Source organism: Flavobacterium granuli (genome assembly GCF_031456055.1).
Classification (GTDB): Bacteria; Bacteroidota; Bacteroidia; order Flavobacteriales; family Flavobacteriaceae; genus Flavobacterium; species Flavobacterium granuli_A.
This window is the reverse complement of sequence record NZ_JAVDTX010000001.1, coordinates 431,175-457,456: the sequence shown is the minus strand read 5'-3', so window position 1 is coordinate 457,456 and position 26,282 is coordinate 431,175. Positions and strand designations below refer to the sequence as shown.

At 32.2% G+C, this 26,282-nt stretch carries 24 protein-coding genes; 10 read left to right on the top strand and 14 right to left on the bottom strand.

The annotated features are described in order from the left end of the window. Window positions 1–98 precede the first annotated feature (98 nt). Window positions 99–2,300, top strand: a complete 2,202-nt coding sequence (locus J2W95_RS02010) for a DUF5723 family protein (protein ID WP_310003421.1) — start codon at window positions 99–101, stop codon at window positions 2,298–2,300. A gap of 82 nt (window positions 2,301–2,382) precedes the next feature. On the opposite strand, the gene J2W95_RS02005 is transcribed toward J2W95_RS02010, so the two are convergent. The 10 genes from J2W95_RS02005 to J2W95_RS01960 form a co-directional block, all read right to left on the bottom strand. After that, the gene (locus J2W95_RS02005) at window positions 2,383–3,045 is read right to left on the bottom strand and encodes a DUF6565 domain-containing protein (RefSeq protein WP_310003419.1); all 663 of its coding nucleotides are present in this window, start codon (window positions 3,043–3,045) and stop codon (window positions 2,383–2,385) included. 67 nt (window positions 3,046–3,112) lie between these two features. Then, the gene (locus J2W95_RS02000) at window positions 3,113–3,397 is read right to left on the bottom strand and encodes a YtxH domain-containing protein (protein WP_310003417.1); all 285 of its coding nucleotides are present in this window, start codon (window positions 3,395–3,397) and stop codon (window positions 3,113–3,115) included. A gap of 23 nt (window positions 3,398–3,420) precedes the next feature. Beyond that, window positions 3,421–3,573: a lmo0937 family membrane protein gene (locus tag J2W95_RS01995; RefSeq protein WP_310003416.1), complete on the bottom strand. Its 153-nt coding sequence runs from the start codon at window positions 3,571–3,573 to the stop codon at window positions 3,421–3,423. 150 nt (window positions 3,574–3,723) lie between these two features. After that, entirely contained in the window at window positions 3,724–4,707 is a 984-nt protein-coding gene (locus J2W95_RS01990; protein WP_310003414.1) for a YihY/virulence factor BrkB family protein, read from the bottom strand. A 1-nt stretch (window position 4,708) separates the two neighbouring features. Further along, window positions 4,709–5,254 carry a hypothetical protein gene (locus tag J2W95_RS01985; RefSeq protein ID WP_310003412.1) on the bottom strand — a complete coding sequence of 182 codons (546 nt, stop codon included), beginning with the start codon at window positions 5,252–5,254 and terminating at the stop codon, window positions 4,709–4,711. 94 nt (window positions 5,255–5,348) lie between these two features. Then, entirely contained in the window at window positions 5,349–7,568 is a 2,220-nt protein-coding gene (locus tag J2W95_RS01980; protein ID WP_310003410.1) for a PAS domain-containing protein, read from the bottom strand. 3 nt (window positions 7,569–7,571) lie between these two features. Further along, window positions 7,572–8,018: a response regulator gene (locus J2W95_RS01975; protein WP_310003408.1), complete on the bottom strand. Its 447-nt coding sequence runs from the start codon at window positions 8,016–8,018 to the stop codon at window positions 7,572–7,574. Between the two features lie 5 nt (window positions 8,019–8,023). Then, window positions 8,024–8,590, bottom strand: coding sequence for a helix-turn-helix domain-containing protein (locus J2W95_RS01970; RefSeq protein ID WP_310003406.1), 567 nt, complete (start codon window positions 8,588–8,590; stop codon window positions 8,024–8,026). 145 nt (window positions 8,591–8,735) lie between these two features. After that, window positions 8,736–9,866 (bottom strand): AI-2E family transporter, encoded by a 1,131-nt coding sequence (locus J2W95_RS01965; RefSeq protein WP_310003404.1) that lies wholly within the window; start codon window positions 9,864–9,866, stop codon window positions 8,736–8,738. A gap of 101 nt (window positions 9,867–9,967) precedes the next feature. Further along, a complete protein-coding gene (locus J2W95_RS01960; RefSeq protein WP_310003402.1) occupies window positions 9,968–10,153 on the bottom strand; it encodes a CsbD family protein in 186 nt (61 codons plus the stop codon). Window positions 10,154–10,332: 179 nt separating this feature from the next. Here J2W95_RS01960 and pyrF point away from each other — a divergent pair, with 179 nt between their 5' ends. The 3 genes from pyrF (at window position 10,333) to J2W95_RS01945 (ending at window position 12,886) form a co-directional block, all read left to right on the top strand. Further along, window positions 10,333–11,151 (top strand): orotidine-5'-phosphate decarboxylase, encoded by an 819-nt coding sequence (gene pyrF / locus J2W95_RS01955; protein ID WP_310003400.1) that lies wholly within the window; start codon window positions 10,333–10,335, stop codon window positions 11,149–11,151. A 93-nt stretch (window positions 11,152–11,244) separates the two neighbouring features. Continuing rightward, window positions 11,245–12,039 (top strand): ABC transporter substrate-binding protein, encoded by a 795-nt coding sequence (locus tag J2W95_RS01950; RefSeq protein WP_310003398.1) that lies wholly within the window; start codon window positions 11,245–11,247, stop codon window positions 12,037–12,039. A gap of 61 nt (window positions 12,040–12,100) precedes the next feature. Continuing rightward, window positions 12,101–12,886, top strand: coding sequence for an alpha/beta fold hydrolase (locus J2W95_RS01945; protein WP_310003396.1), 786 nt, complete (start codon window positions 12,101–12,103; stop codon window positions 12,884–12,886). 284 nt (window positions 12,887–13,170) lie between these two features. On the opposite strand, the gene J2W95_RS01940 is transcribed toward J2W95_RS01945, so the two are convergent. Next, window positions 13,171–13,893 (bottom strand): DUF4197 domain-containing protein, encoded by a 723-nt coding sequence (locus tag J2W95_RS01940; protein ID WP_310003393.1) that lies wholly within the window; start codon window positions 13,891–13,893, stop codon window positions 13,171–13,173. Window positions 13,894–14,084: 191 nt separating this feature from the next. Here J2W95_RS01940 and J2W95_RS01935 point away from each other — a divergent pair, with 191 nt between their 5' ends. Both J2W95_RS01935 and J2W95_RS01930 read left to right on the top strand, forming a co-directional pair. Next, window positions 14,085–14,741, top strand: coding sequence for a VOC family protein (locus J2W95_RS01935; RefSeq protein ID WP_310003391.1), 657 nt, complete (start codon window positions 14,085–14,087; stop codon window positions 14,739–14,741). Between the two features lie 40 nt (window positions 14,742–14,781). After that, window positions 14,782–15,825, top strand: a complete 1,044-nt coding sequence (locus J2W95_RS01930; protein WP_310003389.1) for a methyltransferase — start codon at window positions 14,782–14,784, stop codon at window positions 15,823–15,825. 317 nt (window positions 15,826–16,142) lie between these two features. Here the strand turns inward: J2W95_RS01930 and J2W95_RS01925 are convergent, their stop codons facing one another. After that, the gene (locus J2W95_RS01925) at window positions 16,143–17,000 is read right to left on the bottom strand and encodes a leucine-rich repeat domain-containing protein (RefSeq protein WP_310003386.1); all 858 of its coding nucleotides are present in this window, start codon (window positions 16,998–17,000) and stop codon (window positions 16,143–16,145) included. Window positions 17,001–17,438: 438 nt separating this feature from the next. Next, the gene (gene purU, locus J2W95_RS01920) at window positions 17,439–18,293 is read right to left on the bottom strand and encodes a formyltetrahydrofolate deformylase (RefSeq protein ID WP_310003384.1); all 855 of its coding nucleotides are present in this window, start codon (window positions 18,291–18,293) and stop codon (window positions 17,439–17,441) included. Between the two features lie 346 nt (window positions 18,294–18,639). Here purU and J2W95_RS01915 point away from each other — a divergent pair, with 346 nt between their 5' ends. Together J2W95_RS01915 and J2W95_RS01910 are read left to right on the top strand one after the other, a co-directional pair. Next, a complete protein-coding gene (locus J2W95_RS01915; RefSeq protein WP_310003382.1) occupies window positions 18,640–22,092 on the top strand; it encodes a methylmalonyl-CoA mutase family protein in 3,453 nt (1,150 codons plus the stop codon). A 110-nt stretch (window positions 22,093–22,202) separates the two neighbouring features. Continuing rightward, window positions 22,203–23,411, top strand: coding sequence for an alpha/beta hydrolase (locus J2W95_RS01910; RefSeq protein WP_310003381.1), 1,209 nt, complete (start codon window positions 22,203–22,205; stop codon window positions 23,409–23,411). 100 nt (window positions 23,412–23,511) lie between these two features. Here J2W95_RS01910 and J2W95_RS01905 read toward each other — a convergent pair whose 3' ends face one another. Further along, the gene (locus J2W95_RS01905; RefSeq protein WP_310003378.1) at window positions 23,512–23,916 is read right to left on the bottom strand and encodes a secretion protein; all 405 of its coding nucleotides are present in this window, start codon (window positions 23,914–23,916) and stop codon (window positions 23,512–23,514) included. A 184-nt stretch (window positions 23,917–24,100) separates the two neighbouring features. Between J2W95_RS01905 and J2W95_RS01900 the strand changes: the two genes are divergently transcribed. Beyond that, entirely contained in the window at window positions 24,101–24,973 is an 873-nt protein-coding gene (locus tag J2W95_RS01900) for an AraC family transcriptional regulator (RefSeq protein ID WP_310003376.1), read from the top strand. 146 nt (window positions 24,974–25,119) lie between these two features. Beyond that, the gene (locus tag J2W95_RS01895) at window positions 25,120–25,986 is read left to right on the top strand and encodes an alpha/beta hydrolase (RefSeq protein ID WP_310003374.1); all 867 of its coding nucleotides are present in this window, start codon (window positions 25,120–25,122) and stop codon (window positions 25,984–25,986) included. Window positions 25,987–26,282: the final 296 nt, after the last annotated feature.

Here is a 26,282-nt window from a genome sequence, read left to right as displayed (position 1 = left end):
TAATTGGATAATAAACCAATTAAGTGTTTTTTTTTGTCGTCCGCATTTTAAATGAAATAAATTATCCCCCTTTTTAATATTAATCTTAAACCAATTTGATGAAAAAATCATTACTTTTTTTACTAGTTTTTGCTAGTGCTTTTACAGCAAATGCCCAGTCCTATATGGGATATATTCCGGATAATTATGCAGGAATTCAAGGAGTACTTTTTAATCCAGCCTCTATCGTTGATTCTCGTTTTAGAGCAGATATCAATCTTTTTTCTACCAGTAGCTCTTTAAACAATGATTACTATGGTATAAGTTTGTTTGATTTAACAAAAAGCTCTTATGATGCGGGTACAGAAGGTAAAAGAACACCAACTAAAAATAATGGAGGAATTGTATATTCTGATGTGATGGGACCTTCATTTATGTTCAATATTGCTCCAAAACACGCAATTGCTATTTATACAAGAGCCAGAGCTATAATAAATGCAAATGATATAAACGGAGAATTATACGATCAATTGAAAGATGGTTTGGATGATGCATCTGATTTTAATATTCTTGTGGGTAATCCAAATGTAGTTGGACATACCTGGGGAGAAGTAGGAGCATCTTATGCTGCTGTTTTATGGCAAAGTAAACAACATTTTCTTAAAGGAGGTTTTACTGCTAAATATTTAGTTGGAGGAGCAAATTCTTATATGCAAGGAGATAATGTAACTTCAGCTTTTAATCAGACAAACGATCCAATGACAAGTACTTTGGTAACTACCGGTACACTTACAATTGGAAGTAATCCGGATTTCATTACTGGAGATGAGGATTTTGAATTTAACCCTGACTCAAAAGGATATGGAGCTGATTTTGGGTTAGTATATGAGTGGAGACCTGATTATGAGTCTTATGATTTGAAGAATGCCAAAGCCGCTGACAATAATTTCAAGGACTTGAATAAATATAAATTGCGCTTTGGAATGTCTATCACAGATTTAGGATCTATTAAATACAATAATTTAAAAGAAGATTTTTATAATATTAATGGTGTGGTTTCTCAACAAGATATTGATGATGCCGAAGACTTAGGCGAATTTTTGGAGACTCATTATGGAAAGCCTACGACAAGATATTTTTCTAAAAAAGCCAATTTGCCTACCGTAATGCACTTGGATGCCGATTGGAATATGTACAAGAAATTCTATTTGAACTTAAATGGAAATCTTAGTTTAGTTGACAAATCATCTCTTGGAAAAACGAGTTCAGCTAACACTTGGATTTTGACTCCACGTTACGAAACAAAATGGTTTACATTCTCTTTACCTATAAATTATATGGAATATAGCGGAATGCAAGTAGGTACTGGATTGCGTTTTGGACCTTTGTTCGTTGGTTCTAGTTCATTAATTACTAATGTTCTTTCAAAAGAATCTAGAGCGGCAGATGTTTATTTTGGTTTTAAAATTCCAGTATATCAACATAAATTTAAAGATACCGATGAGGATGGAATCTTAGATAGTGATGATAAATGTCCAACAGTTGTGGGGCCTATAGAAAACAAAGGATGCCCTTGGCCAGACAGTGATGCAGATACAGTTTTTGATAAAGATGATAAATGCCCAACAATTGCAGGTCCAGTAGAAAATAATGGATGTCCATGGGGAGATGCTGACAAAGATACTGTTTTGGATAATGTTGATGCTTGCCCTTCTGTTGCAGGCCCTGTTGAAAACAAAGGTTGTCCTTGGCCAGATACTGATGGAGATTCAGTGCTAGATAAAGATGATAAATGTCCAAACGAAAAAGGATTGGTTGCTAATGCAGGTTGTCCTGAGATGGATGCCGATAAAGATGGTGTTACTGATAAAGAAGATGCTTGTCCTACTGTTGCTGGACCAGCAAGTAATAAAGGTTGTCCTGAAGTAACTGCAGAAGTATTAAAAGAATTAAAAGTTCAAGCAAGAGCTGTGTTTTTTGTTACTGGAAAAGCAGTTTTGCAAACAGCAGATAAAGGACAAACGGACGGAAGACTTGATGCTATTAAAGAAATAATCAAAAATTATCCAAATGCCAAATTCTCTATTGAAGGGCACACAGATAATGTTGGAAAGCCTAATGCCAATCAAAAACTTTCTGAGGCTAGAGCCAAAGTAGTTATGGATGCTTTAATTGCTAAAGGTGTTAATCCAGATAATTTAACGTATAAAGGTTATGGAGCTTCGAAACCTGTTGCTAGTAATAAAACGGCAAAAGGAAGAGCTGAAAACAGAAGAACCGAAGTGATTCACGTAGGGACTATATACGAAGGAAAATTATAATTTTATTCTATATAAAAAAAATGAGGTCTCTGCAGACCTCATTTTTTTTATATAGAATAATCCTTTAGGTTAAGAATACGACTTATTTTTTTGCTTGGCTATTTTCATCTGATTTTGCACCCATTCTATTTAGAGTGTACATTGGAGAAAATTTAAGTTTAAGTCCTGCAATTTTATTATTATCATGACTAGTTAATCCTTCATTTTCAACAGTGTTTTTTCGAGTATCCAATGCTTCATATACAAGTTTAATTTCATCCCAATCTTCACGAGAATAGGAGTCTTTGTTTTTCTCTACAGTGTTTACAAAATTTTCATATACACTTAATATATTGTCTTTGTTTACCCAATTAAATTTCATGTCATCATTAACATAACCTGAACCAAACAAGATTCGGTACTTCACAGTTTTAGGATCATCTGCGTCTGTAGCCTCTTTTTCTGCTAAAATATTATTTTTGAATTCTTCATATTTCGCTTCAGAATTATTCAAATTGGTTTCCAATTTTGCTTTGTCAGTTGCATTGGCCAATGAGGTTTCAGCATCTGTTTTCAATCGGGAATAATCATTTTCGATTGCATCCCAATTTTCGGTGGCTTCTTCTTTTGTAATATTGCTTACAGAATCCACATATTTGCTATATGCATCCAATGATTTTTGTGCTGTTTCCTGTTTTTCATCTTTACAAGATGTAAAAGCTATTCCAATCACAAGTAGTACGAATGTTAATTTTACGTTTTTCATTTTTTCTAAATTTTTAAGACTAAATTATTATTATTTGAAACTCTTATTTATGTAGTAAGGAATGATTTTAATATCCTAACTCTTTATTGATACTTTTGATATTTTTAAGCTCAATATCGTTCATTCCTTGTTTGATTAATTCTTCTCCTTTGTTTGTAAATGAATTGTATTTTTCAGAGGCAGAATTCACAATGTTACTTGCCTTTTCTTTCAAATCATTTGTTACGTCTGAACTTTTTTTGATAATTTTTTTTCTAGTATTTGAACCTTTATCTGGTGCAAATAATATTCCTAAGGCTGTTCCTACTGCAACTCCGCCTAAAACCCCAATTACTGCTTGTTTAGTTTTCATTTTATTTATTTTTATATTAATTTTTAAACTTTTTTTCCACTTATAAATCTTAGTAAAATGGAGACTACGGCGATTACCAATAAAACATGGATTATGGATCCTGCACTATAAACAAATACGCCTAAGGCCCATGATAGTAATAAGATAACTGCGATTAAATACAATAAATTAGACATGGCTTCTGTTTTTAAAATATTACTACTTGGTTTCTACATTACAAAGTTGCGCAGGAATAGACCTATTTATGTTATGATATATTTTCTATATTTTATATAATTCACATTTTTTTCTAGATGTATGTAGAAATAAAGAAACAAAGTGATGTTTTATCGGGTAGGTTGTTCCTTTTTAAGTGCCTGAAGTTCTTTATCTGCTTTTTGAATTGTTTGTTTTTCAGATACTATTTCAACAGATTGAACTAGCTCAGCAAATTTTGAAGGAACAATAGCACTTGAGAATTTTATAGCATAACTTTTGGCAAATTCCGCTCCAAAATACAGTATAACGGAGGAATAATAAACCCAAATCATTAAAACTACAAATGATCCCGCAGTTCCATAAATGTTTTGAATATCAGAGTTGGTAATATAAAAGGAAATCAAAAATTTACCAGCCATGAATAATATTGCCGTGGTAAAAGAAGCCAGTCGAACTTGCCTCCATTTTATTTCGGCATCTGGAAGAATTGTGAAAATGGAACCGAATAATAATGAGATTATAATAAAAGTCATCAGGCTGTTAGTTATATAAACTATATAAAATAAGGAGTCTGGAAATTGAGAAAAAAACCGATCGCTCAATGTATCCATTATTGTTGAAATTCCTAATGACACTAATAAAATAAATCCAAAACTGCCGATTACACCAAAGGACAACAATCGTGCTTTAACGTATAACCAAAACCCTGATTGCTTTTTCGGTTTAATGCCCCAAATAGTATTTATCGAATCTTGAATTTCTGCAAAAACGGATGTTGCACCTATCAACAAGGTGATTCCACCAATTATTCCAGCTAAATTGCCTTTGTCTGATATGGACAAATTTTTAATTATCGTCTGAATCTGTGCTGCACTTGATGGTCCAACAAAGTTTTTAATTTGACTGTAAATCGTTCCTTCGGTTACTTCTCTGCCGCTTCCCCAGAATATGTCAGATAGAAATAAAATAACCAATAGTAATGGACCCATCGAAAACATGGTCGTGTAGGCCAAAGCGGCACTCATTTTTAAAACTTTATGTTCCAAAAAACTGTTAGCGGCTTTTTTAATCACCTGACCTAATGAAATAATATAGTTTTTGTAATTGTCCATTTTAAATACTTAAAGTGTTCTCAAGTGCAGCATTATTACTTTGTATTGTTTTTTTTGAATTTTTGGCAAATATTTTAAAATCAATATTTTGAGAAGTGTTTTCTATGTTTTTAAATATTGCAGTTTGATTTTTGATTTCTGTTCGTAATGCTTTTAAAAGGTATAAATTGGGATTTTTTCCTTTTAAAGAATCAGAGTTTATATTAAAATGATAAGACAGTTTAGGAACGATTATCAGATTATTTTCGGTCAGTCTTTTTAATTCAGAATCAATTTTTTGATGGTCTTTTTTTATCTTCAAAAGCAACTGAAGTGTTTTTACATCTTTAGTTTGGTAGAATGTAATGGTTGCGAGTGAAATAGTTTTTTTATTTGATTCGTTTAAGCAATCAATTAAATTAAAATCAATTGTAGACTCAGCCTTGGTAGGTTCAACTTTAAAAATGGTATCGTTGTTTTCTTTGTCAGTACAAGAAATCACACTGATGTTTACAATAAATAGCAATAGATTGTAAATAATATATCGGGGAAAAAAAAGCTTTTTCATTGCCTTTGTTTTACTACAAAGTTCATGATAAACAGATATAAGTAATTATACTATTTGCTTTTAAGCTTATATTATTTACATGTAAATTATTGTATTATGTAGCAAGAGGAACAGGAAGGTAAATTGTAAATATCGCTCCTTGATTTGGACTACTGCTGGCAAAAATATACCCTTTGTGGTTTTCCACTATTTTTTTGCAAATAGCGAGTCCTACACCAGTTCCCTGGTATTCGGTTTTGCCGTGAAGACGGTTGAATAGTAAAAATATTTTTTCGGCATATTCCTGTTCAAAGCCTATTCCATTGTCTGTAAAGTTTATTTTGTAATATTTTTTTAAACTTCTGTCTTTCAGAATTGGTTCTGTATTGGCAACAATTTCGCTGCAATTAATATCAATTATTGGAATACTGTTTTCTTCTGAATATTTCAGTGAATTACTCAATAAGTTGGAGAAAAGCTGTTGCATCTGAAAGCTAATTCCGTTTATTATAGGTAATTCAGTGTAATTTATAATTGCTTTTTTGTCTTCAATATTTTGGGATAATTCCAATAAACTATTGCTTAAGGATTCATTTAAATCAGTTTCGACAAGATTTTTTTCAGATCTGTTGGCTTTTGAATATTGTAATAAGTCGTTGATTAGCACCCGCATTCTGTCAGAAGCTCTTTCCATTCTAGATAGATATTCTTTGCCAAGATCCGTCAAGTTTTCTTTGTCTTTCTCATTAATTCGAGAAATAAAAGTTTGAATTTTTCGTAAGGGTTCCTGTAAATCATGACTCGCTACCTGGTTAAAATCATTTAGCTCTTTGATGTGTTTTTCTAATTCCGAATTTCGATGTCTTAATTGTAAGCTTTTGTTATAATCTTCAGAAACATCTTGGGTTGTTCCAATCATACTTTGGGTGCCTCCCAAATCAGTAAAAGGCTTTGCAATAGTTTTAAATTGCTTGATTTTTCCATCTTTTCTGATGATTCTATAATTTATGGCAGGAATTTCCATTGTAGATAAAGCTTTTTTAAATGCTTTGTCTACAATTTGTTTGTCTTCGGGATGGACATGTTCCAAAAGGTTTTCAATATTTGGTTCAAATGACTGAGGTTCGAAACCTAATAATCTAAAATTGTTGTCTGAATAAGTGAAATTTAAGGTGTCATAGTTTAAAACCCAGCTACCATATTTTCCAAGTATTTCTGCCTGTTTGCTTGATTCGTCAAAAATTTTGAGTTGGTTGTTTACCTTAATAAGATCTTCATAGTTGCTGTTTAATAATTCGTTTTTAACATGCTCATCAGTAATATCACCAGTTACGCCCAAAACAGTTTTGTTGCCTAGTTTATCCACAAATAATTTTCCAAAAGATCTTAAAACACGAATGCTGCCATTGGGTCTTATAATTCTAAAGTAGGTGTGGGGTAAATTTTCATCATTGGTAATTTTTTCAAAAATAGTATTTACAATTGCTGTATCTTCAGGGTGAACAAATTTCATGAAATTTGTTTGTCCTGCTTCAAAAGATTGAGGTTCAGTTCCTAAAATTCGATACAAATTATCGGAATAGGATATTATATTGGTGTTTAAATTCCATTCCCAAGTTCCAAATTCAGAAAGAATTTCGGCTTGATAGCTTAAAAAATGAGATTTGTTTAAATTAATGTTTGCTGCTTGGAATTTGCTTATATCTTTTGTGATTTGGTAATAAGTGAAAATCAAAAGTAAAAGCGTTATAAACAAAATGCTTAAAGTTAAAATAGGAGTAAGGAATGTTTGATTATTATATACGGTGTTTCGTTGTTTTAAAAAGGCTTTTTCAATATTCACCATTTCGTTAACTTTATTCCTGATTTTAACTAATAATATACTGCTTTCATTAAAATTTTTTTTGAAGATGTCATTATTGTTTACATCAAAATTGTTGTTAAAGTTTGAATAACTGGCTATATACTCATATCTTATGTTGATAATCTTATACAGTGTTTCTAAATTTTTTTGTTGTTCAGGATTATCCTGGGTTAGTTTTTTAAGTAATAAAAAAGAGTTATTGACATTTTTTATATCAGTTTGATATGGTTTCAAATAGATTGAATCTTTTGAAATCAAATAACCTCTCATACTGCTTTCCGAGCCTTTTATGTGGGAATATAAATGTTCTAATTCTAAATTTACTTCATAGGTACGTATCAGTAATTTTGAAGAATCAGAAATGTTGTTGATGTGTTTTACTGTAAGAATTCCAATAAAAAATAATATAAACAAACTTATTGTAAATATAATTTTATGATAAATAGAAGATTTATAGCTAATGTTTCTCATGAATTATAATCGAAGTAAAAAATTATCTTTATTTAGTCCGTTAGTGTGATATTGCCAATTGATGATAACAACATCTGACAGTATTTTTTTTAAATCATTAAAACTACTTGGCTTTTTGATGTAAATATTAGCCCCCAAAACAAAGGTGTTTTCTATATCCTGATCAGATGATGAAGTCGAATATATTGCAATAGCAATGTCATTAAATTTATCGTTCTGTTTTATTTCTTTCAAACAATCTATTCCATTTAAAATTGGCATGTTCAAATCCAAAAAAATAATATTCGGTAAAATTGTTTCCGGATGATTTAAGAAATTCAATAATTCCTTACCATTATTTACGGTATTGACGACTGTATTAATTTTTAATTCCTCAAAAGCATCGGTAAAAAATAATCTGTCGTCTTCATCGTCGTCTGCCAAGGTGATAAGTATATGGTCGTGTTGCATATTTTTTAGTTTATATTTTTAGAGGCAATTTCTCTTCGTCTTTTTATTATTCTCTGAAAGGTTGAAGGCGTTATACCAGTAGTGTTTTTAAACTGTGTACTTAAATGTGCAACGCTAGAGTAATTTAGCTTAAAGGCTATTTCTGTTAAAGATAATTGATTGTTGATAATTAATTGTTTAGTGTATTCAATTTTCTGAAGAATGATGAAATTTTCAATAGATGTATATGTTATTTCAGAAAAAAGATTAGATAGATAGCCATAAGAGTGGTTTAGTTTTTCGGATAAATACACAGAGCTTTTTACGTTTACATCTGTATCTTCATTAAAAACCATATCCACAATTGTGTCTTTTATTTTTTGAATTAAAACCGTTTTTTGATTTTCTACAATCTCAATTCCGTAAGGGCGTATCGATTCAGTAAACAACTTCAGTTTTTCTTCGGGTACTTTTTCTAGGAATTCAACTTCACCAAATCCCAAAGTCCTGAATTTTATTAGACATTCGTCTAGTTTTTCTTCAAGAATTTTTTTGCAGGTGGTGTTGAGATCAAATTTTACAAATACCTTCATATGCTAAATTGTTAGTTTATTGGTAGTTAAAAATGCTAAATTATGTTTCTTTAATGAAAAATTATTATAGGATTAACGCAAATTTGATTTGAAAATTACTGATGTTGTTTTACCAAATAAGTTTTAAAAGGTACAAAATTAAAAGTTAACTATATTTTACGCGGTTTTCAAGTCTTATTTTTTTCCAAATTTTTAATCTGTTTTTTGCTTTATTATTAAAGTATTTTTCTTTTGCTTCGCCTAATAAAATACCCATTGGTTTCATTTTTTCGGAATTGTCAAAAATCACTTTTAACGAAGCGGTGATTGGCAAAGCCAAAATCATACCTGGAATTCCCCATAACATCGAAAATAAAATTATAGACAAGATAGAAACAAATGCATTTAATGAAACTTTTGATCCAGTGATCTTAGGAGTTATAAGATTTCCTTCTAAAAACTGGATAAATCCAAATATTGCAATAACCCCAACCGCATACCAATAAGAATCTTTTGTTGCAAAAGCAATTAATGCTGGCAAAAGAGAGCCAATTATGATACCAATATAGGGTATGAGTAAGAGTAAAGCAGCTAAAAATCCAAAGAAAAGAGCGTGTTCGATTCCTAATAAAAACAGACCTAAACTATTCAGGATACCAACTATAGCCATTACCATAATTAACCCTGACAGATAGTTTTGTTGTACTTTATAAATTCCGTTTAGAATAAATCTCATTTTGGTTTTATTGCATACTCTTGCTGTTGCTTTATATATAAAGCTGACTAAAAAGTTTCGATATAATAAAAACAAAAACATATATAATGGGGATAAAACGAAATCCCCCAAAATACTACCTGAAGTGGCTACAAAATCCATGATATTGGTTGAATTTTGTTTTGCTATTTCTTTTATTTCCAAATCGTTGCTTCCTATGATGTCTTTACTACTAATTCCTGTTGATTTTTCTGTTTGAGTTAATAGAGGAATTATTTTTTGTTCAATCTGGACATAATATTTATCGCTTTTGCTAACAATTTCTTCAAATTGAAGACCTATTAAAATAAAAACAGTAAAAACTAAGCTAGTGAAAATAGTGATGGCAATGGTTATGGAAACAATTCGGTTAAAACATAATCGGGATTCGAAATAGTGTGCAATAGGATAAATTAGGATGCTAAGAATGATGGCGAAAAATAGCGGAATTAAAAAATCCTGTATCATGTATGCTATGAATACGATTGAAATAAAGGCTAATAAATCCAGTGCAATATGGTCTTTTTTATCTGTTGTATTCATCTGAATTTTTTTTAAAGTAAAGAACTGTCTATAAATTAATAACCTCTAAAAATTAGAAATTAGTAAAAGAATAGACAGCTCAATTTTTTAGGATGAATTCTTTACAATTCAGCAATCCATTTTGTAATTTCATCTTTTGTTTTGCCGATTTTTTTTTGAATTTTTCCGTACAATTCATCTTCTTTTCCTTCTTCGTACAGTAAATCATCATCCGTTAGATCTGCATACTGTTGCTTCAATTTACCTTTAATTTCGTTCCAATTTCCTTTGATTTCTGTAGTATTCATAATAATTTATTTTGAATTAATAATTTAACTTTGATTATCTAATGAATCGTCTTAATAATCAACTTTACAAAGATATTTAAGCACTCCCGTAAATCCCTTACACAATTATTTAGGATTATTACAAAATTTCAAGATTTTTAGTTTCAAGTTTGTAAATTTGCCACACAACAAAATTTCAAATGACTACACAACAACTTCACGACCAAATTAAAATCAAAAAATCATTTCTATGCGTAGGATTAGATGTTGATTTGAACAAAATTCCAAAGCATTTATTGGAATTGGAAGATCCTATTTTTGAATTCAACAAAGCCATTATTGATGCTACACATGATTTGGCTGTGGCTTATAAACCGAATATTGCTTTTTTTGAAGCCTATGGATTAAAAGGATGGATTTCATTGCAAAAGACCATCAACTATATCAATGAAAATCATCCCGAAATTTTCACGATTGCCGATGCCAAAAGAGGCGATATTGGAAATACGTCATCAATGTATGCCAAAGCTTTTTTTGAAGATTTAAATTTTGATAGCGTGACTGTGGCTCCTTATATGGGAAAAGATTCGGTTGAGCCATTTTTGGCTTTCGAAAATAAACATACGATTATGTTGGCTTTGACGTCGAATGAAGGTGCTTTTGATTTTCAGACATTACAAGTTGATGGAAAAGAATTGTACAAAAAAGTATTGGAGACTTCAAAAACTTGGAAAAACTCCGAAAATCTGATGTATGTTGTTGGCGCTACCAAAGCCGAATATTTTACAGAAGTTCGTAAAATTGTACCAGATAGTTTCTTGCTAGTTCCTGGTGTTGGTGCACAAGGCGGAAGTCTTTCTGAAGTGTGTAAATACGGAATGAATGACAATGTTGGATTGCTTATCAATTCTTCCAGAGCTATTATTTATGCTTCGAATGGAACTGATTTTGCTGAAGTTGCGAGAGCCGAAGCTTTGAAAATGCAACAGGAGATGGAAGAGATATTAAGCACAAAATAATATATTTTTTTAGTCACAGATTAACACAGATTGATTTGTAAAAATCTGTGAAATCGGTGTTTTAAAACCCTTGCATACTTTGAGGTTCAATAAATGAAACAATTCACAGACCAAATCGGTATTACTCACACTTTTAATTCTTCTCCCAAGCGAATCGTTTCTCTTGTGCCTTCGCAAACCGAATTGTTATATGATTTGGGTTTGGAAAACAGCATAGTGGGAATCACCAAGTTTTGTGTACATCCCTATCATTTCAAATCGACAAAAAAAATAGTTGGAGGAACCAAAAACGTGCATTATGATAAAATTCGTTTATTGGAACCGGACATTGTCATTTGCAACAAAGAGGAGAATACCCAAGAAATGGTTGATGAGTTGCGGAAAATTTGTCCAGTTTGGGTAACCAATATTGCTACATTGGACGATAACTGTCAGATGATTACGGACTTTGGTCGGATATTTGATAAGAGAACAGAAGCTCGTAAATGGAACGACAAATTGACTTTTGCCTTGAGCGATTTTAAAAATTTCATCAAAGAAATTCCGGTTAGGAGAGTGGCTTATTTTATTTGGAAAAATCCATATATGGTAGCTGGTTCTGGGACTTTTATTGATGAATTATTAAAGTTGAATCGTTTTCAAAATCATTTTGCTACCAAAGAGCGGTATCCTGAAATTGAACTTAATAAAATAGAAGAAGTAGGCGATTTGGATTTGATTTTACTCTCTTCAGAACCGTTTCCATTTAAGGCAGAAGATGGTTATGAAATAGCCAAAGCTACACATAATGCTCAAGCCATTTTGGTTGACGGTGAAATGTTTTCTTGGCACGGAAGTAGATTGCTTAAAGCTTTGGATTATTTTAAATATCTGCATAGCAGCATCTGAAAAACTCTAACAATCCAAAAATCCAAAAAAGAACTATATTTGCCAAACAAAAAAAAGCTAAGTGATTAACTATACAATATATAAGAGCGAGAACAGTACTGAATGGGTCACATTTGTGCATGGCGCTGGGGGAAGTTCATCTATTTGGTTCAAACAAATCAGGGATTTCAAAAAAGACTACAATATTTTGTTGTTAGATTTGCGAGGTCATGGCGATTCTAAATCGACTTTAAAAACCGCTTTCAAACAGAAATATACTTTTTCGGCTTTGGCCAATGATATTCTAGAGGTTTTGGATCATCTTAAAATTGAAAAATCGCATTTTGTTGGAATTTCATTGGGAACAATTCTCATCAGACAATTAGCAGAAATGTACCCAGATAGAGTGCAAACTATGATTCTTGGTGGAGCTATTTTGAAAATGAATTTCCGTTCCCAAATATTAATGCGTTTGGGAAACACTTTTAAGTATGTATTGCCTTATTTGGTTTTATACAAATTCTTCGCTTTTGTAATAATGCCTAAAAAAAGTCACAAACAATCTCGATCACTTTTTATAAATGAAGCCAAGAAATTGTACCAAAAGGAATTTATTAAATGGTTTAAATTGACAGCTGAGATAAACCCTGTACTGAAGTGGTTTCGTCAAGTTGAATTGAATATCCCTACGCTTTATGTAATGGGAGAGGAAGATTATATGTTTTTGCCTTCGGTGAGAAAAGTGGTGGAAAACCATTATAAATCATCGCAGTTATTTGTAATAGAAAATTGCGGTCATGTCGTCAATGTCGAACAACCCAATGCTTTTAATTCAGCTGTTTTATCTTTTATACATACCGTTAAATAAAATCAAACCGTACCAAATAAAAAATGCCTGCACCATATAGATGCAGGCAATTTTATAACTAACCAAAACCAATGTAATAAATAACCAGTTTATTACATTGCAAAGATCAGCATTAAGTTTAGGTTTTGTTGTTAATGAATTGTTATTACTTAATGATGAAAAGTTAAGTTTTGATATTAAAATTTAACACATCAATATTTAGAAGTTTTTAAGAGTTAAATAATTAACAATCAGTATTTTTTGATTTGACACGGAATTGTTATTTTAATTGCCATTGACATTTTTTATTTCTTATCCTGTAGAGCAAAAACCTTTTTTAATACATCAGAAGTTCTGGCATTCAAATCGGTTCTGATGTTTTTTTCTTCAACTGTAATCATTTTAAATACCCCGTCCAAAGCTTTTTTGGTTATGTAATCCGTAAGGTCTGGATTTACTTTGGTTACAAAAGGTATGGTGTTGTATTGCTTAATTATATTCGCCCAAATCACGTCGGCCCCAACCTTACCTATCGATTGTTGAACCACTGGGCTAAACTTAGAATAGAGCGGTGTTTCTGTTGTTGATTGTAAATAAACCGTCGCTGCATTTTCTTTGCCCAACAAAATACTTTTGGCATCCGTTATAGTGATGTTTTTGATAGCCGATACGAATATTGGTGTTGCTTCTTTTACGGCATCTTCGGCGGCTCTGTTCATGGCTAATATTCCTTCGTCTGCCAATTTTGACATTCCCATTTTTCGAAGTGTTCTGTCCAGTTTGGCTAATTCTTCGGGCATAAGAATTTTAACAGCTTCATTTTTATAAAAACCATCGGTAGCAGTAAGTTTTGATACTTGAACGGTAACTCCTTTGTTGAGGGCTTCTTTTAGTCCAGCAGCAATGTCTAGACTGCTGTTTGTTTTTGTTGCTGCATTGATTTTTTCGGATGCTTTTGTGAATATGCTTTTCCATTGTGCATTACTGATTGCAGGTAGAATAAGGAGGAGAAATATAACTTTTTTCATTTTTAGATTTAATTTTTTTCCAAAAGTAGACAAACAATATTTACTAATGAAGAGCAATTTCCCAATGAAATGCTAAAAAAATGATCGGCTTCGTTCGTAATAATCGCTTGATTTTATTTGTTATATTTGTAATATATTGAAAAATAGATATTTGAGTATTTTTAAGATTAAAACAATTGCAATTTTAAAAAATGAAAATACAGGAATTGGAATTACTCTCTGATGATATTCCAAAAACAGAAGCTTTTTATAAGCAAGTTTTAGGATTGGATATTTTATATAGAGATGATTCCAGTATTTCATTTAATGCAGGTGCCACGAAACTGACTTTTCATTCTTCCCAAAATGTAAAACCAGTCTATCATTTTGCTTTTGATGTGCCCAATAATAAGTTATTGGAAGCTTTTTCTTTGATAGAAAGCAAAACCGAAATCATGTATGTAATTCGGCCCGATAAAATTGCCGATTTCTATAACTGGAATGCTAAGTCCTTTTATTTTTATGACAATAATGGAAATATTCTGGAGTTCATTGCGAGAAACGATTTGAATAACGCCGCACAAAATTCATTTGATGGTAATTCCATTCTGTCAGTAAGTGAGATTGGATTGGTTTCCAAGAATGTAGCAGAACAATGTGATGTACTATTTGATAAGTATGGATTAACTCCATATTCAAAACAACCAAAATTGCCCAAATTTATTGTTTTGGGAAACGTGACTGGACTTTTTATCCTTGTTGAAGAAAACAGGGATTGGTATCCAACGGATAAAAAATCGAAATCATTTTGGACAAAAGTGGTTTTTAATCAGGAAGGAGAAATTAGAGTATTGGAAGTTTTAGAATAAATTAAATCAAAATAAATGTAATATTAAATCAAACAAAAAAATGGAAAATCAAGACAATCAACCATCACCGGCTAGTATTATGCAAATTGGATCTGGGTTTTGGGCATCAAAATTATTGCTGGCCGCAGTAAAATTTCAATTATTCACCAAGCTTGCCGAAAAGCAATCAATGTCGGCACAGCAAATAAAGACGATGTTGAATCTGAAGTGTAATGATATTCATTTGTTTGATTTTTTGGATGCCTTAACGGGTTTTGGTTTTCTTAATCGAAAAGGGATTTTGGAATCGGCGGTTTATTCCAATAGCGTCAATGCCGATGCTTTTTTGGTTATTGACAAGCCGGCTTATATAGGTGGAATGCTCGATATGCTGAATAATCGTTTGTATCAATTTTGGGGAAATTTGGAGGAAGGTTTGCTTACAGGTTTACCACAAAATGAAATTAAGGCAGGAGATGATAATTTATTTGATGAACTCTATAAATCACCAGAAAGATTATTGGAATTTATTAATGCGATGGGAAGCATTCAGATAGGAAATTTTAATGCATTTGCTCAACAGTTTGATTTTTCAAAATACAAAACCTTAACCGACGTTGGAGGATGCGGTGCGGCATTGTCTGCTACGGTAGCCAAGCACCAACCTCATATGAAATGTACAAGTTTTGATCTTCCAGTTGTCGAACCTATTGCAAAAGAAAAAATAGCAAAAACACTTTTTTCGGATAGAGTTACAACAGCAAGCGGCGATTTTTTTGCTGACCCGTTTCCAAAAGCAGATATTGTGGTGATGGGAAATATACTTCACGATTGGGATGAACCAAAGAAATTAGCACTTCTACAAAAAGCATACGATGCTCTTCCAGATGGCGGTGCCTTTGTGGCTATAGAGAACGTAATTGATGATGATCGATCCAAAAATGTTTTCGGAATGATGATGAGTCTAAATATGTTGATTGAAACTGGAACTGGTTTTGATTATACTTTTTCCAGTTTCAATAAATGGACAAAAAGCGTGGGCTTCAAATCGACCTCGATTGTTCCGCTCACAGGTCCTGCAAGCGCAGCAATTGCTTATAAGTAGATTGTTGTGAAATGCCAAAACGGTCATGTTTCCTAAGAGAAACAAACATTAGGAATCTTTTTATCGCACCTAATTTAGTATGGTTGTTTTTGGTACATTACAACGTTAATAAAACGGATAAAGACCTATGCTATTATTAGCCGATGTAAGTATAGTTTATTTTGATTGCACTTTTTTATGATTTTTATTTCTTAATGCAATAATCACTAGATGTTTATCTCTATTAAAAATAAATAACTTAGAACCTAAGTTACTGTGCTTTGGCAATTCTGAAACTTTTTATAACTAGCTGGAAAACTCTATTTGATCTTTGTAACTTATTCATCTGCTGCCACTCCTTCTTTTGAATTATCGATTACTTCCAAGTAATATGGAACACCTGATTCATTTTTCATAGTAGGATTAAAATCTTTTTTTTCTGCTAAGGCTTTAGGCACTGTTCCCGAAAATGAATTAAAAGATAAATTAACATTTTGCAATTTTTCCATTTCACCCATACTTAAAGGAATTTGACCATTCATTTTATTATCGGAAAGAGTTAAAGTTTCTAATTCTTTCATGTTTTCAATACTCGGACTGATTTTTCCTGAAAATTTATTATTGCTTAATAATAATTCTTTTAAATTTATTAATTGATATAAAGAAACAGGGAGTTGACCCGATAATCCATTATAGAGTAGAGAAAGAATTTCTAACTTTTTTAAATTACCTATTTCGCTTGGCAATTCACCAGAAAGCCTATTCGTAAAAATACATAATACCCTTAAGTTAGGTATTTCACAAATAGAATTTGGGATCGTGCCCGACAGCATATTAAATGACAAATTTAATTCTTTTAGACTTTTTAAATTCCCAATCGTTTCAGGAATCGTTCCTGAAATCTGATTTATAAACAGATCTAATACTTCTAAATATTTTAATTCAGTTATCTCCACAGGTAATGTGCCGACAAGGTTATTATTGGAAAGGTTGATTCCTACCACATGATCGTTTTGAATTTTAATACCGTGCCATGTGGAAATTGGAGCTTTCAAATCCCATTTCACTCTCCATTGGTTGCCATTTGTGCTTTGATATAATTTTATTAAAACATTCTTTTCAGAATTCGGAATGGCATGTGCCGATAATGAAATTGAAAAAGCAACAGTAAGAAATAATGTTAAGATATTTTTCATAGTATTCTTTATTGGGCTAAGTAAAACAAAAGTAGTGCCAAAATCCATATAGCGCAATAAAAATCGACAAATTACATCTTTTATTGTTTTTTGTAATATTTGAATTACTTTTTAGTATTTTTTTTAAATCGAAATGCATATAGAAAAACTAATTGTATTTGATGTATAATCTTAGATTAAGGAAATGAATTGCAGTTTTTGTAAGCACATTAGTGATATTGCTTGTTGGATTTGTTTGGTACAACTCAAAAGTATTTGATGCTTTTTTTATGAATTATGTTTTTATTTAGGTTAGAAAAAGGCAAAAAAAATATTAAAATCAGAACTGATAAAACAAAAAAAACAGTAGTAAACCTAAGCTTACTACTGTCTAAAAATTGTACTTTTATTTTTATTAACCCTGTATCATTTTTTCAGGACTAGACATGATTGCATTTCCTAAGAAAACACAACCGTTTTGTTGTTATAGACCATCGTTTTTCGTTGGGCATGCAGGGTGACGGCTCTGGCGAGCACCATACGTTCCAGATCACGCCCTTTCATAATGAAATCCTCAATCGAATGGCTGTGGGAAACTCTCGAAATATCCTGCTCAATAATTGGCCCTTCATCCAGTTCCTCGGTAACGTAATGACTCGTGGCACCAATAATTTTTACCCCGCGCTTGAAAGCTGAATGATACGGTTTGGCTCCCGGAAATGCTGGTAAAAAGGAATGATGAATATTAATGATTTTGTTTTTGTAAAGCGCAATTAGATTCGGGGTGATAATTTGCATATAGCGAGCCAAAACAATAAAATCAATATCGAACTTTTTCAATAATTCAATCTGTGCTTTTTCGCCTTCTTCCTTATTTTCTTTGGTAAACGGAACATGAAAAAACGGAATGTTGAATCGCTCGGCAACCGGTTTCAAATCTTCGTGATTGCTGATTATTAAAGGAATTTCTAGGGGTAATTCACCAGCAGAAAAACGTCCCAAAAGATCATACAAACAATGATCGTATTTTGAAATAAACAATGCCATTTTTGGTTTTTCATCCTGTGGATACATTGCCCAAGTCATATTGAATGGCGTGGCAAGATTCGTCTGAAAATGATTTTTTATAGCTTCAAGATCCCAAATGTCTCTGCTAAATTCACATTCCAGTCGCATGAAAAACACATTCTCATCGGCATCAACATGCTGATCCAGGTAAATAATATTTCCATCAATCGAAGCAATATAATTCGTCACCGAGGCAATAATCGCCTTTTTGTCTTCGCAATGGATAAGTATGGTAATTTTTTGCATTTGTTTAAAATTTTCTAAAAATAATTAGGAGCCAATACTTCGTCAGTTCACTATCGCTCGTGTTCCACTGTACACTGCAAGTCCTCATTGATAAAACTGTTTTTCTAAGCTCAAAAAAGAGCTTCTTTCAGTCGCTTTTTTGGAGCAAGAAAAACTAGTTTCATTCATTCCGGGCTTTTCGTTTCCATCGGGGCTAGACATCGAAAATACCAATTTTTCACGAAAACTAAGTTCGTTTTTCTTAATAAAAAAATAATGTTATCATATTTTGTGTTTTGTGTTATTTTTAATGATTTTTATTTTAAAATTTATGTAAATTGCACCCTTAAATTATCATATTCACAAAATGGAATTAGTTAAACCGTACGTACCAGTAAATAAAGTTCGAATTGTAACTGCAGCATCACTTTTTGATGGTCATGATGCAGCAATTAATATAATGAGAAGGATTATTCAGTCCACAGGAGTTGAGGTAATTCATTTAGGACATGATAGAAGTGTAGAGGAAGTGGTGAATACCGCCATCCAAGAAGATGCCAATGCTATTGCAATGACTTCCTATCAAGGTGGGCACAACGAATACTTTAAGTATATGTATGATTTGCTTCAAGAAAAAGGAGCGGGTCATATCAAGATTTTCGGTGGAGGTGGAGGTGTAATCCTACCTTCGGAAATAGCCGAATTACAAGCCTACGGCATTACCCGAATTTATGCTCCAGATGATGGACGTGCGATGGGATTGCAAGGGATGATTAATGATTTGGTTCAACGTTCGGATTTTCCTATCGGAGATAAATTGACGAATGAACTGGATTTAATAGAAAATAAAACGCCAACGGCTATTGCCCGTTTAATTTCTGCAGCAGAGAATTTTCCAGAAATAGCCAAACCATTTTTTGATAAAATCCATACTAAGAATGAATCTTCAAAGATTCCTGTTCTTGGAATTACAGGAACGGGTGGAGCAGGAAAATCATCATTGGTAGATGAATTAGTGCGCCGATTCTTAATCGATTTTCCAGAAAAAACCATCGGATTGATTTCTGTTGATCCATCCAAACGTAAAACGGGTGGAGCGTTATTGGGAGATAGAATTCGTATGAATGCCATTAATAACTCTAGAGTTTATATGCGTTCATTGGCAACTCGTCAATCCAATTTAGCATTATCAAAATATGTAGCCGAAGCCATTGAGGTTTTAAAAGCTGCAAAATATGATATTATAATCCTTGAAACTTCTGGAATTGGTCAGTCCGATACGGAGATTATGGATCATTCGGATGTTTCATTATATGTAATGACACCAGAATTTGGTGCAGCAACCCAATTGGAAAAAATCGACATGCTTGATTTTGCCGATTTGGTAGCCTTAAATAAATTCGACAAACGCGGTGCTTTGGATGCAATTCGCGATGTAAAAAAACAATACCAACGTAACCATAATCTGTGGGATGTTAATCCTGATGAAATGCCGGTTTATGGAACTATTGCATCTCAGTTCAATGACCCAGGGATGAATACGTTGTATAAATCCATTATGGATAAAATTGTGGAGAAAACGGATTCTGATTTGAAATCGACTTTCCAAATCACTCGTGAAATGAGCGAGAAGATTTTTGTGATTCCACCTCATAGAACACGTTATTTGTCTGAAATCGCGGAGAACAACAGAAAATACGATGCTACGGCTTTGAGTCAAGAACAAGTGGCTCAAAAGTTATACGGAGTATTCAAAACTATAGAAAGTGTTTCTGGAAAAATTCCGGTAATAAATAAAGCAGGAATTGATGAAGATTCGGTATTGCCAAGTGCTTTAGAGTTAGAAAAACCAGGTGGTGCAGATAATAAAATCTTTTTGAATCTTTTGCTGAATCAATTTGATAAAGTAAAAATGGATTTGGATCCTCACAATTGGAAAATGATTTTGCATTGGGATGAAAAAGTAAATAAGTATAAAGATCCAGTTTACACGTTTAAAGTACGTCATAAAGAAATAAAAATGGCTACGCATACGGAGTCACTTTCACATACTCAAATTCCTAAAGTAGCGATGCCAAAGTATCAAGCTTGGGGTGATGTTCTGCGTTGGTGTTTGCAGGAGAATGTTCCTGGAGAATTTCCTTTTACCTCTGGTTTGTATCCGTTTAAACGTGAAGGAGAAGATCCATCAAGAATGTTTGCTGGTGAAGGTGGACCGGAAAGAACAAATAAGCGTTTCCATTATGTAAGTGCAGGTTTGCCTGCCAAAAGGCTTTCTACTGCTTTTGACAGTGTGACTTTATACGGAAATGATCCTCACATTCGACCTGATATTTACGGAAAAATTGGAAATGCTGGAGTTTCTATTTGCTGTTTGGATGATGCCAAAAAATTATACTCTGGTTTCGATTTAGTTCATGCTATGACTTCGGTAAGTATGACGATTAATGGACCAGCTCCTATGTTGCTTGGATTCTTTATGAATGCCGCTATAGATCAGCAATGTGAATATTATATAAAAGAAAATAATCTTGAAGATGAGGTTGCTGATAAAATCAACAAAATCTACAAGCAAAAAGGAGTAGAGCGCCCACATTATCAAGGTGATTTGCCTGAAGGAAATAATGGTTTGGGATTATTCCTTTTGGGAGTAACTGGAGATCAAGTATTGCCTTTGGAGGTGTATAATGAAATTAAAGAAAAAACACTTTCGCAAGTTCGTGGGACAGTTCAAGCAGATATTTTAAAAGAAGATCAAGCACAAAACACCTGTATTTTCTCGACTGAATTCGCTTTGCGATTGATGGGGGATGTTCAGGAATATTTTATTGCTAAAAATGTAAGGAACTTTTATTCGGTTTCTATATCAGGATACCATATTGCTGAGGCTGGTGCTAATCCAATTACCCAATTGGCTTTTACGCTTTCAAACGGTTTCACTTATGTGGAATATTATTTGAGCCGTGGAATGGATATCAATGATTTTGGACCAAATTTATCGTTCTTTTTCTCGAATGGTGTCGATCCAGAATATGCAGTAATTGGTCGTGTTGCTCGTAAAATTTGGGCGAAAGCCATGAAAAATAAATATGGAGCGAATGAAAGAGCCCAAATGTTGAAATACCATATTCAAACTTCTGGACGTTCATTACACGCACAGGAAATTGATTTTAATGATATTCGTACAACTTTGCAGGCTTTATATGCGATTTATGATAATTGTAATTCATTACATACCAATGCGTATGACGAAGCAATTACAACACCAACTGAAGAATCGGTTCGTAGAGCAATGGCAATTCAGTTGATTATAAATAAAGAATTAGGTCTTGCTAAAAATGAAAACCCTATCCAAGGTTCTTTCATCATTGAAGAATTAACAGATTTAGTTGAAGCTGCTGTTTTGCAAGAATTTGACAGAATTACAGAACGTGGTGGTGTTCTTGGAGCGATGGAAACTATGTACCAACGTTCTAAAATTCAAGAAGAAAGTTTGTATTATGAAACATTGAAACACACTGGTGAATTCCCAATTGTAGGGGTAAATACATTCTTAAGTTCTAAAGGTTCTCCAACGGTAATTCCAGCCGAAGTTATTCGCGCCACCGAAGAAGAAAAACAGTATCAAATTACCATGTTGGATAATTTACATCAGTGTCATGCTGTTTTGGTAAAAGAGCATTTGAATACACTTCAAGAAGCTGCTATCAAAGGTGAAAATCTATTTGGTCATTTGATGGAAGCAACAAAAGTTTGTTCTTTGGGACAAATCACAGAAGCTTTGTTTGAAGTTGGCGGTCAGTATAGAAGAAATATGTAAAAAAACATTTGTTTCTATTTTTAGAGAATGTGATATATTTTAATAGCAAGTCAAAAAGACCCTTTAGCATTAAAGGGTCTTTTTTGATTTTATTTTTATAAATTAGTATTATGAAAAAAACTTTTTTAAATCTTTTTATACTTCTCATTAGCATTTGTAGTTATTCACAAGAAAAGCAATTATTGCCAAAAGGAGTAATTGTTGATTCGGTTAAAATAGCAAATACTGATAATGAATCTTATGCGGTTTATTTGCCAAGTCTATATAGAAGAGAAGTGCCTTCTGCGATTGTTTTTATTTTTGATCCAGGAGGGAGAGGGAAAGCTGGTGTTGAGCCTTTTATTTTGGCTGCAGAAACTTATAAATATATTTTGGTATGTTCTAATAATTCGAAAAACGGGCCAATTGATGTGAATTTAGAAATTGCAAACCGTCTGTTTGAAAGTGTATCAACAGAATTTAATTTAAATCCTTCAGAACTTTATATTTCAGGTTTTTCAGGAGGAGCAAGATTGGCGAGTAATATAGCGGTTAATTCAGTTGCTTTTCAAGGTGTAATTGCTTGTGGGGCTTCTTTTAATGAAATGGATAAGTTTAATTTGCAAGAAGCTAGTTTTTCATATGTGGGCATGGTAGGAGACAAGGATATGAATTATCATGAAATGATTCAAAATGAAGAATGGTTAAATAAAATGGAGGTAAAAAACACTTTGTTTATTAGTCATCAAGTTCATACTTGGCCATCACAAAAAGAAATGCTTCGTGCTTTTGATTGGTTAGAAATACAAGCTTATAAAAATAGTATTAGAAAATCCAATGAAACCACCATCAAAAGAATCTATGATGAGAATTTAAAAATAGCTGATAGTTTAAAAGCAAATAATGAAATGATTTCTGCTGTTACCGAGTATGAGAGATGTAATGTGATTAATGATAATAGGGAGGGTGAGAAAATAAAAACAACTATTGAGTCAATAAAAAAATCCAAAGAATATAAGTCTCAAATTACGAAAAGAGATCAAATAGCGGTTTTAGAAAATGAAATTACCAGTTTAATTTTGGATCAATTTGATAAAGAATTGAAAGTTGCCAAAAGTGAAGATGATTTTAAATTTTGGAGGACAGAATTGAAAAAACTTGAAAACAGAAAGGCAAAAAGCAATGATGTTGCTATTAAAAATATGGTCGACAGGATTCAATTTATGATCAAAGGATTGGTTTATGAATCTGCCCATGAAAGTAAAAGAAACTTTCAAAATGATAAATTACTTTATTGTACGGAACTGGAAAAAGTGATACAATTGTATGATGAGAAATAATTGTTTTGAGGATTGATTGATTATTATATAAAAAAACAGCCCAATGAAGAGCTGCTTTTAGAAAATTTCGAAGTATTTGTTGTTAAACGAACTAGCCCAATTAGTTAGTTGAGGCTACATTTTGGTTTTTCATTTTCAATTCTCCTTTATAAACTTCAGCAATTGATCTTCTGGATAAACTTGAAATTTCTTTTGAAATAACAATTTCATGTGTTACTTTTTTCAAATTGGTTTCCACTTCCAAAAAATAAACACCGTCAGGAAAGTCTTCAAGGCTGTAAGTTCTTAAAATACCCCCTTTTCCAGTCGCAACCTCAGAATAGATTGCGGTATGGTCTTTATCATAAATTGTTACACTAGCTTTTGGAATTTCATTTACAGAAAAACTAATTTTTTTACCAGTTCCTTTTTTTACATTTAGTAAAAAATCACCATCGATTGCATAACTACTCATTGTAGTCATTGCTACTAAAACTACCAGACTAAATTTTAAAATCGTTTTCATAATACTGTTGTTTTAAATTAGTAATTAAATTTCTATAGCTAATTTAGAACGATATTCAATTTTATTGTACAACAGTATTCTCTTATTTGTATGCTATTTTAACTTCACGAAAACGATGTATGTTAATTTTTGATAATATAGGATTCTTTTGTGTTAAATTTGAATAGCTTTAAAATTGGGTCTAATGAAAAAAATGAGTCCAACACTTGAAATTATTACTCCTTCTTTTGGGAGTTCTTTTACTTTTACCAGATTTGTTGAGAATGCAAATTGTAAATCAGATCTCTGGCATTACCATCCCGAAATTGAATTGGTCTTTGTTAATGGAGGTTCTGGGAAAAGACAGATTGGGAGCCATATATCATATTATTCAGATGGTGATTTAGTTCTTATAGGTAGCAATTTGCCTCATTGTGGATTTACAAATGAACAAACTGGGAATAAGAATGAAACAGTAATCCAGATGCGTCCAGATTTTTTGGGAAATGATTTTTTGGAAATTCCTGAGTTGAAAAATATTCAACATCTTTTACATAAAGCAAAAGGAGGCTTAGCTTTCGGCTCTGAAACCAAGAAGTTAATTGCGTGCATGATTGAAGATATGGAAAATCAATCGAGTTTTGATCGGTTGTTAAGAATAATCCGTATTTTAAATACTTTGGAAACCAATAATGAATATACTATTTTGAATGCAGATGGTTTTTCGTTAGAATTGCATGTTCAGGATAATGACAGAATCAATGTAGTTTTCAATCATGTAAAAGATCATTTTCAGGAACCTATTCAACTTGATACTGTTTCGAACATGGTAAGTATGACAACTCCTTCATTTTGTAGGTATTTTAAAAAAATCACCAACAAAACCTTCACCACTTTCGTAAATGATTATCGTTTGGTTCACGCTTCAAAACTCTTGTCGGAGAATACCAAAAGCATTACCGAAATTTGTTATGAAAGTGGATTTAATAATTTTAGCCATTTTAATAAGTCCTTTAAAGCTTTTACCGGAAAAAGCGCTTCGCAATACAGACATGAATTAAAGTCTTTTATGGAGTAGTTTTTAACTCATTACTGCTATTAAAATAGATTATTTTAAGTAACAGGATATGAGTGTCTTGTCGTTTGTGTTCATTAATCAAATAAAGAGTCTCCTGTTTTTGTTTTTGGAAATTGTATATTTACATTTCATAAAAAAAGAATAATATGAAAAAAATACAAATACTATGTATTGCATTTTTATTAGGTAATACCATTTTTTCTTTCGCTTCAACTGTTGATACTTTGCAAGTTCCCAGTGTTGCCATGAGTAAGACCTATAAAGCAGCTGTAGTGTTGCCTAATTCGTACGCCAAAGGGAAAGCTGTTTATCCAGTGCTTTATCTTTTACATGGTGCTTATGGTCATTTTTCGGATTGGTTGTCAAGTACACCCAATAAAAATACAGTTAAGAATTTAGCAGATCAATATAATATTATAATAGTGATGCCAGAAGGAGAGACGTTTAGTTTTTATCTCAATAGTCCTGTAAATAAAGGCAGTCAGTTTGAAACTTATATAACAGAAGAAGTAATCCAAAAGGTTGATAAAACGTATCGAACGGTAAATGATAAAAAAGGGCGTGTCATCGCTGGGCTTTCTATGGGAGGACATGGAGCTTTGTATCTTTCTGCCAAACATCCGGAATTGTTTTGTGCAGCTGGTAGTATGAGTGGAGCGGTTGATATGGGTAGTTTACCGACTCTGGAATGGAAAAATAATATTAACAAAATGATGGAGCCCGTTTTTGGGGCTGGGGGTGCTCCGCAGGAAGTGTATGCGTCTTATGCTGTATTGAATATGGTAGAAAAAATGAAAAACAATAAACTGGCTTTGATTATGGATTGTGGGGTTGATGATTTTCTTACTGAAGCCAATAGAGAATTGCATAGGAGATTAGTGTATGCTAAGGTTCCTCATGACTATACCGAACGTCCAGGAGCACATACTTGGGAATATTGGGAAAATGCATTGCCTTATCAGGTTTTATTTTTTAGTAAAATATTAAAAAATAATGGAGTTCTAATCAATTAAACATTGGTTAAAAATGAAGAAAGAGCTTTTCGGTAAGAGAAGCTCTTTTTTTATGCTTTATATTTTTAAAGTATTTATTTTTAATTTGACACAAAGAAATATTAAGATTGTGTAAGAATGATTTTTTGATAATGAATGCTTGATTTTGATTCTTTATTCGTTTTTATACTACAAAAACAAATCAATTTAAATGTAATTTGGTCTATATGAATGTGTTGTTTTTTTTGTTATTTAACCAAATAAAGAGTTTTCTGTTTTTGTTTTTGGAAATTGTATATTTACATTTCATCAAAAAA

Excerpts from the sequence above, each read along its gene's own strand:
- J2W95_RS02010 (WP_310003421.1), top strand. The coding sequence starts at position 99 with ATGAAAAAATCATTACTTTTTTTACTAGTTTTTGCTAGTGCTTTTACA.
- J2W95_RS02005 (WP_310003419.1), bottom strand. The coding sequence starts at position 3,045 with ATGAAAAACGTAAAATTAACATTCGTACTACTTGTGATTGGAATAGCT.
- J2W95_RS02000 (WP_310003417.1), bottom strand. The coding sequence starts at position 3,397 with ATGAAAACTAAACAAGCAGTAATTGGGGTTTTAGGCGGAGTTGCAGTA.
- J2W95_RS01995 (WP_310003416.1), bottom strand. The coding sequence starts at position 3,573 with ATGTCTAATTTATTGTATTTAATCGCAGTTATCTTATTACTATCATGG.
- J2W95_RS01990 (WP_310003414.1), bottom strand. The coding sequence starts at position 4,707 with ATGGACAATTACAAAAACTATATTATTTCATTAGGTCAGGTGATTAAA.
- J2W95_RS01985 (WP_310003412.1), bottom strand. The coding sequence starts at position 5,254 with ATGAAAAAGCTTTTTTTTCCCCGATATATTATTTACAATCTATTGCTA.
- J2W95_RS01980 (WP_310003410.1), bottom strand. The coding sequence starts at position 7,568 with ATGAGAAACATTAGCTATAAATCTTCTATTTATCATAAAATTATATTT.
- J2W95_RS01975 (WP_310003408.1), bottom strand. The coding sequence starts at position 8,018 with ATGCAACACGACCATATACTTATCACCTTGGCAGACGACGATGAAGAC.
- J2W95_RS01970 (WP_310003406.1), bottom strand. The coding sequence starts at position 8,590 with ATGAAGGTATTTGTAAAATTTGATCTCAACACCACCTGCAAAAAAATT.
- J2W95_RS01965 (WP_310003404.1), bottom strand. The coding sequence starts at position 9,866 with ATGAATACAACAGATAAAAAAGACCATATTGCACTGGATTTATTAGCC.
- J2W95_RS01960 (WP_310003402.1), bottom strand. The coding sequence starts at position 10,153 with ATGAATACTACAGAAATCAAAGGAAATTGGAACGAAATTAAAGGTAAA.
- pyrF (WP_310003400.1), top strand. The coding sequence starts at position 10,333 with ATGACTACACAACAACTTCACGACCAAATTAAAATCAAAAAATCATTT.
- J2W95_RS01950 (WP_310003398.1), top strand. The coding sequence starts at position 11,245 with ATGAAACAATTCACAGACCAAATCGGTATTACTCACACTTTTAATTCT.
- J2W95_RS01940 (WP_310003393.1), bottom strand. The coding sequence starts at position 13,893 with ATGAAAAAAGTTATATTTCTCCTCCTTATTCTACCTGCAATCAGTAAT.
- J2W95_RS01935 (WP_310003391.1), top strand. The coding sequence starts at position 14,085 with ATGAAAATACAGGAATTGGAATTACTCTCTGATGATATTCCAAAAACA.
- J2W95_RS01930 (WP_310003389.1), top strand. The coding sequence starts at position 14,782 with ATGGAAAATCAAGACAATCAACCATCACCGGCTAGTATTATGCAAATT.
- J2W95_RS01925 (WP_310003386.1), bottom strand. The coding sequence starts at position 17,000 with ATGAAAAATATCTTAACATTATTTCTTACTGTTGCTTTTTCAATTTCA.
- purU (WP_310003384.1), bottom strand. The coding sequence starts at position 18,293 with ATGCAAAAAATTACCATACTTATCCATTGCGAAGACAAAAAGGCGATT.
- J2W95_RS01915 (WP_310003382.1), top strand. The coding sequence starts at position 18,640 with ATGGAATTAGTTAAACCGTACGTACCAGTAAATAAAGTTCGAATTGTA.
- J2W95_RS01910 (WP_310003381.1), top strand. The coding sequence starts at position 22,203 with ATGAAAAAAACTTTTTTAAATCTTTTTATACTTCTCATTAGCATTTGT.
- J2W95_RS01905 (WP_310003378.1), bottom strand. The coding sequence starts at position 23,916 with ATGAAAACGATTTTAAAATTTAGTCTGGTAGTTTTAGTAGCAATGACT.
- J2W95_RS01900 (WP_310003376.1), top strand. The coding sequence starts at position 24,101 with ATGAAAAAAATGAGTCCAACACTTGAAATTATTACTCCTTCTTTTGGG.
- J2W95_RS01895 (WP_310003374.1), top strand. The coding sequence starts at position 25,120 with ATGAAAAAAATACAAATACTATGTATTGCATTTTTATTAGGTAATACC.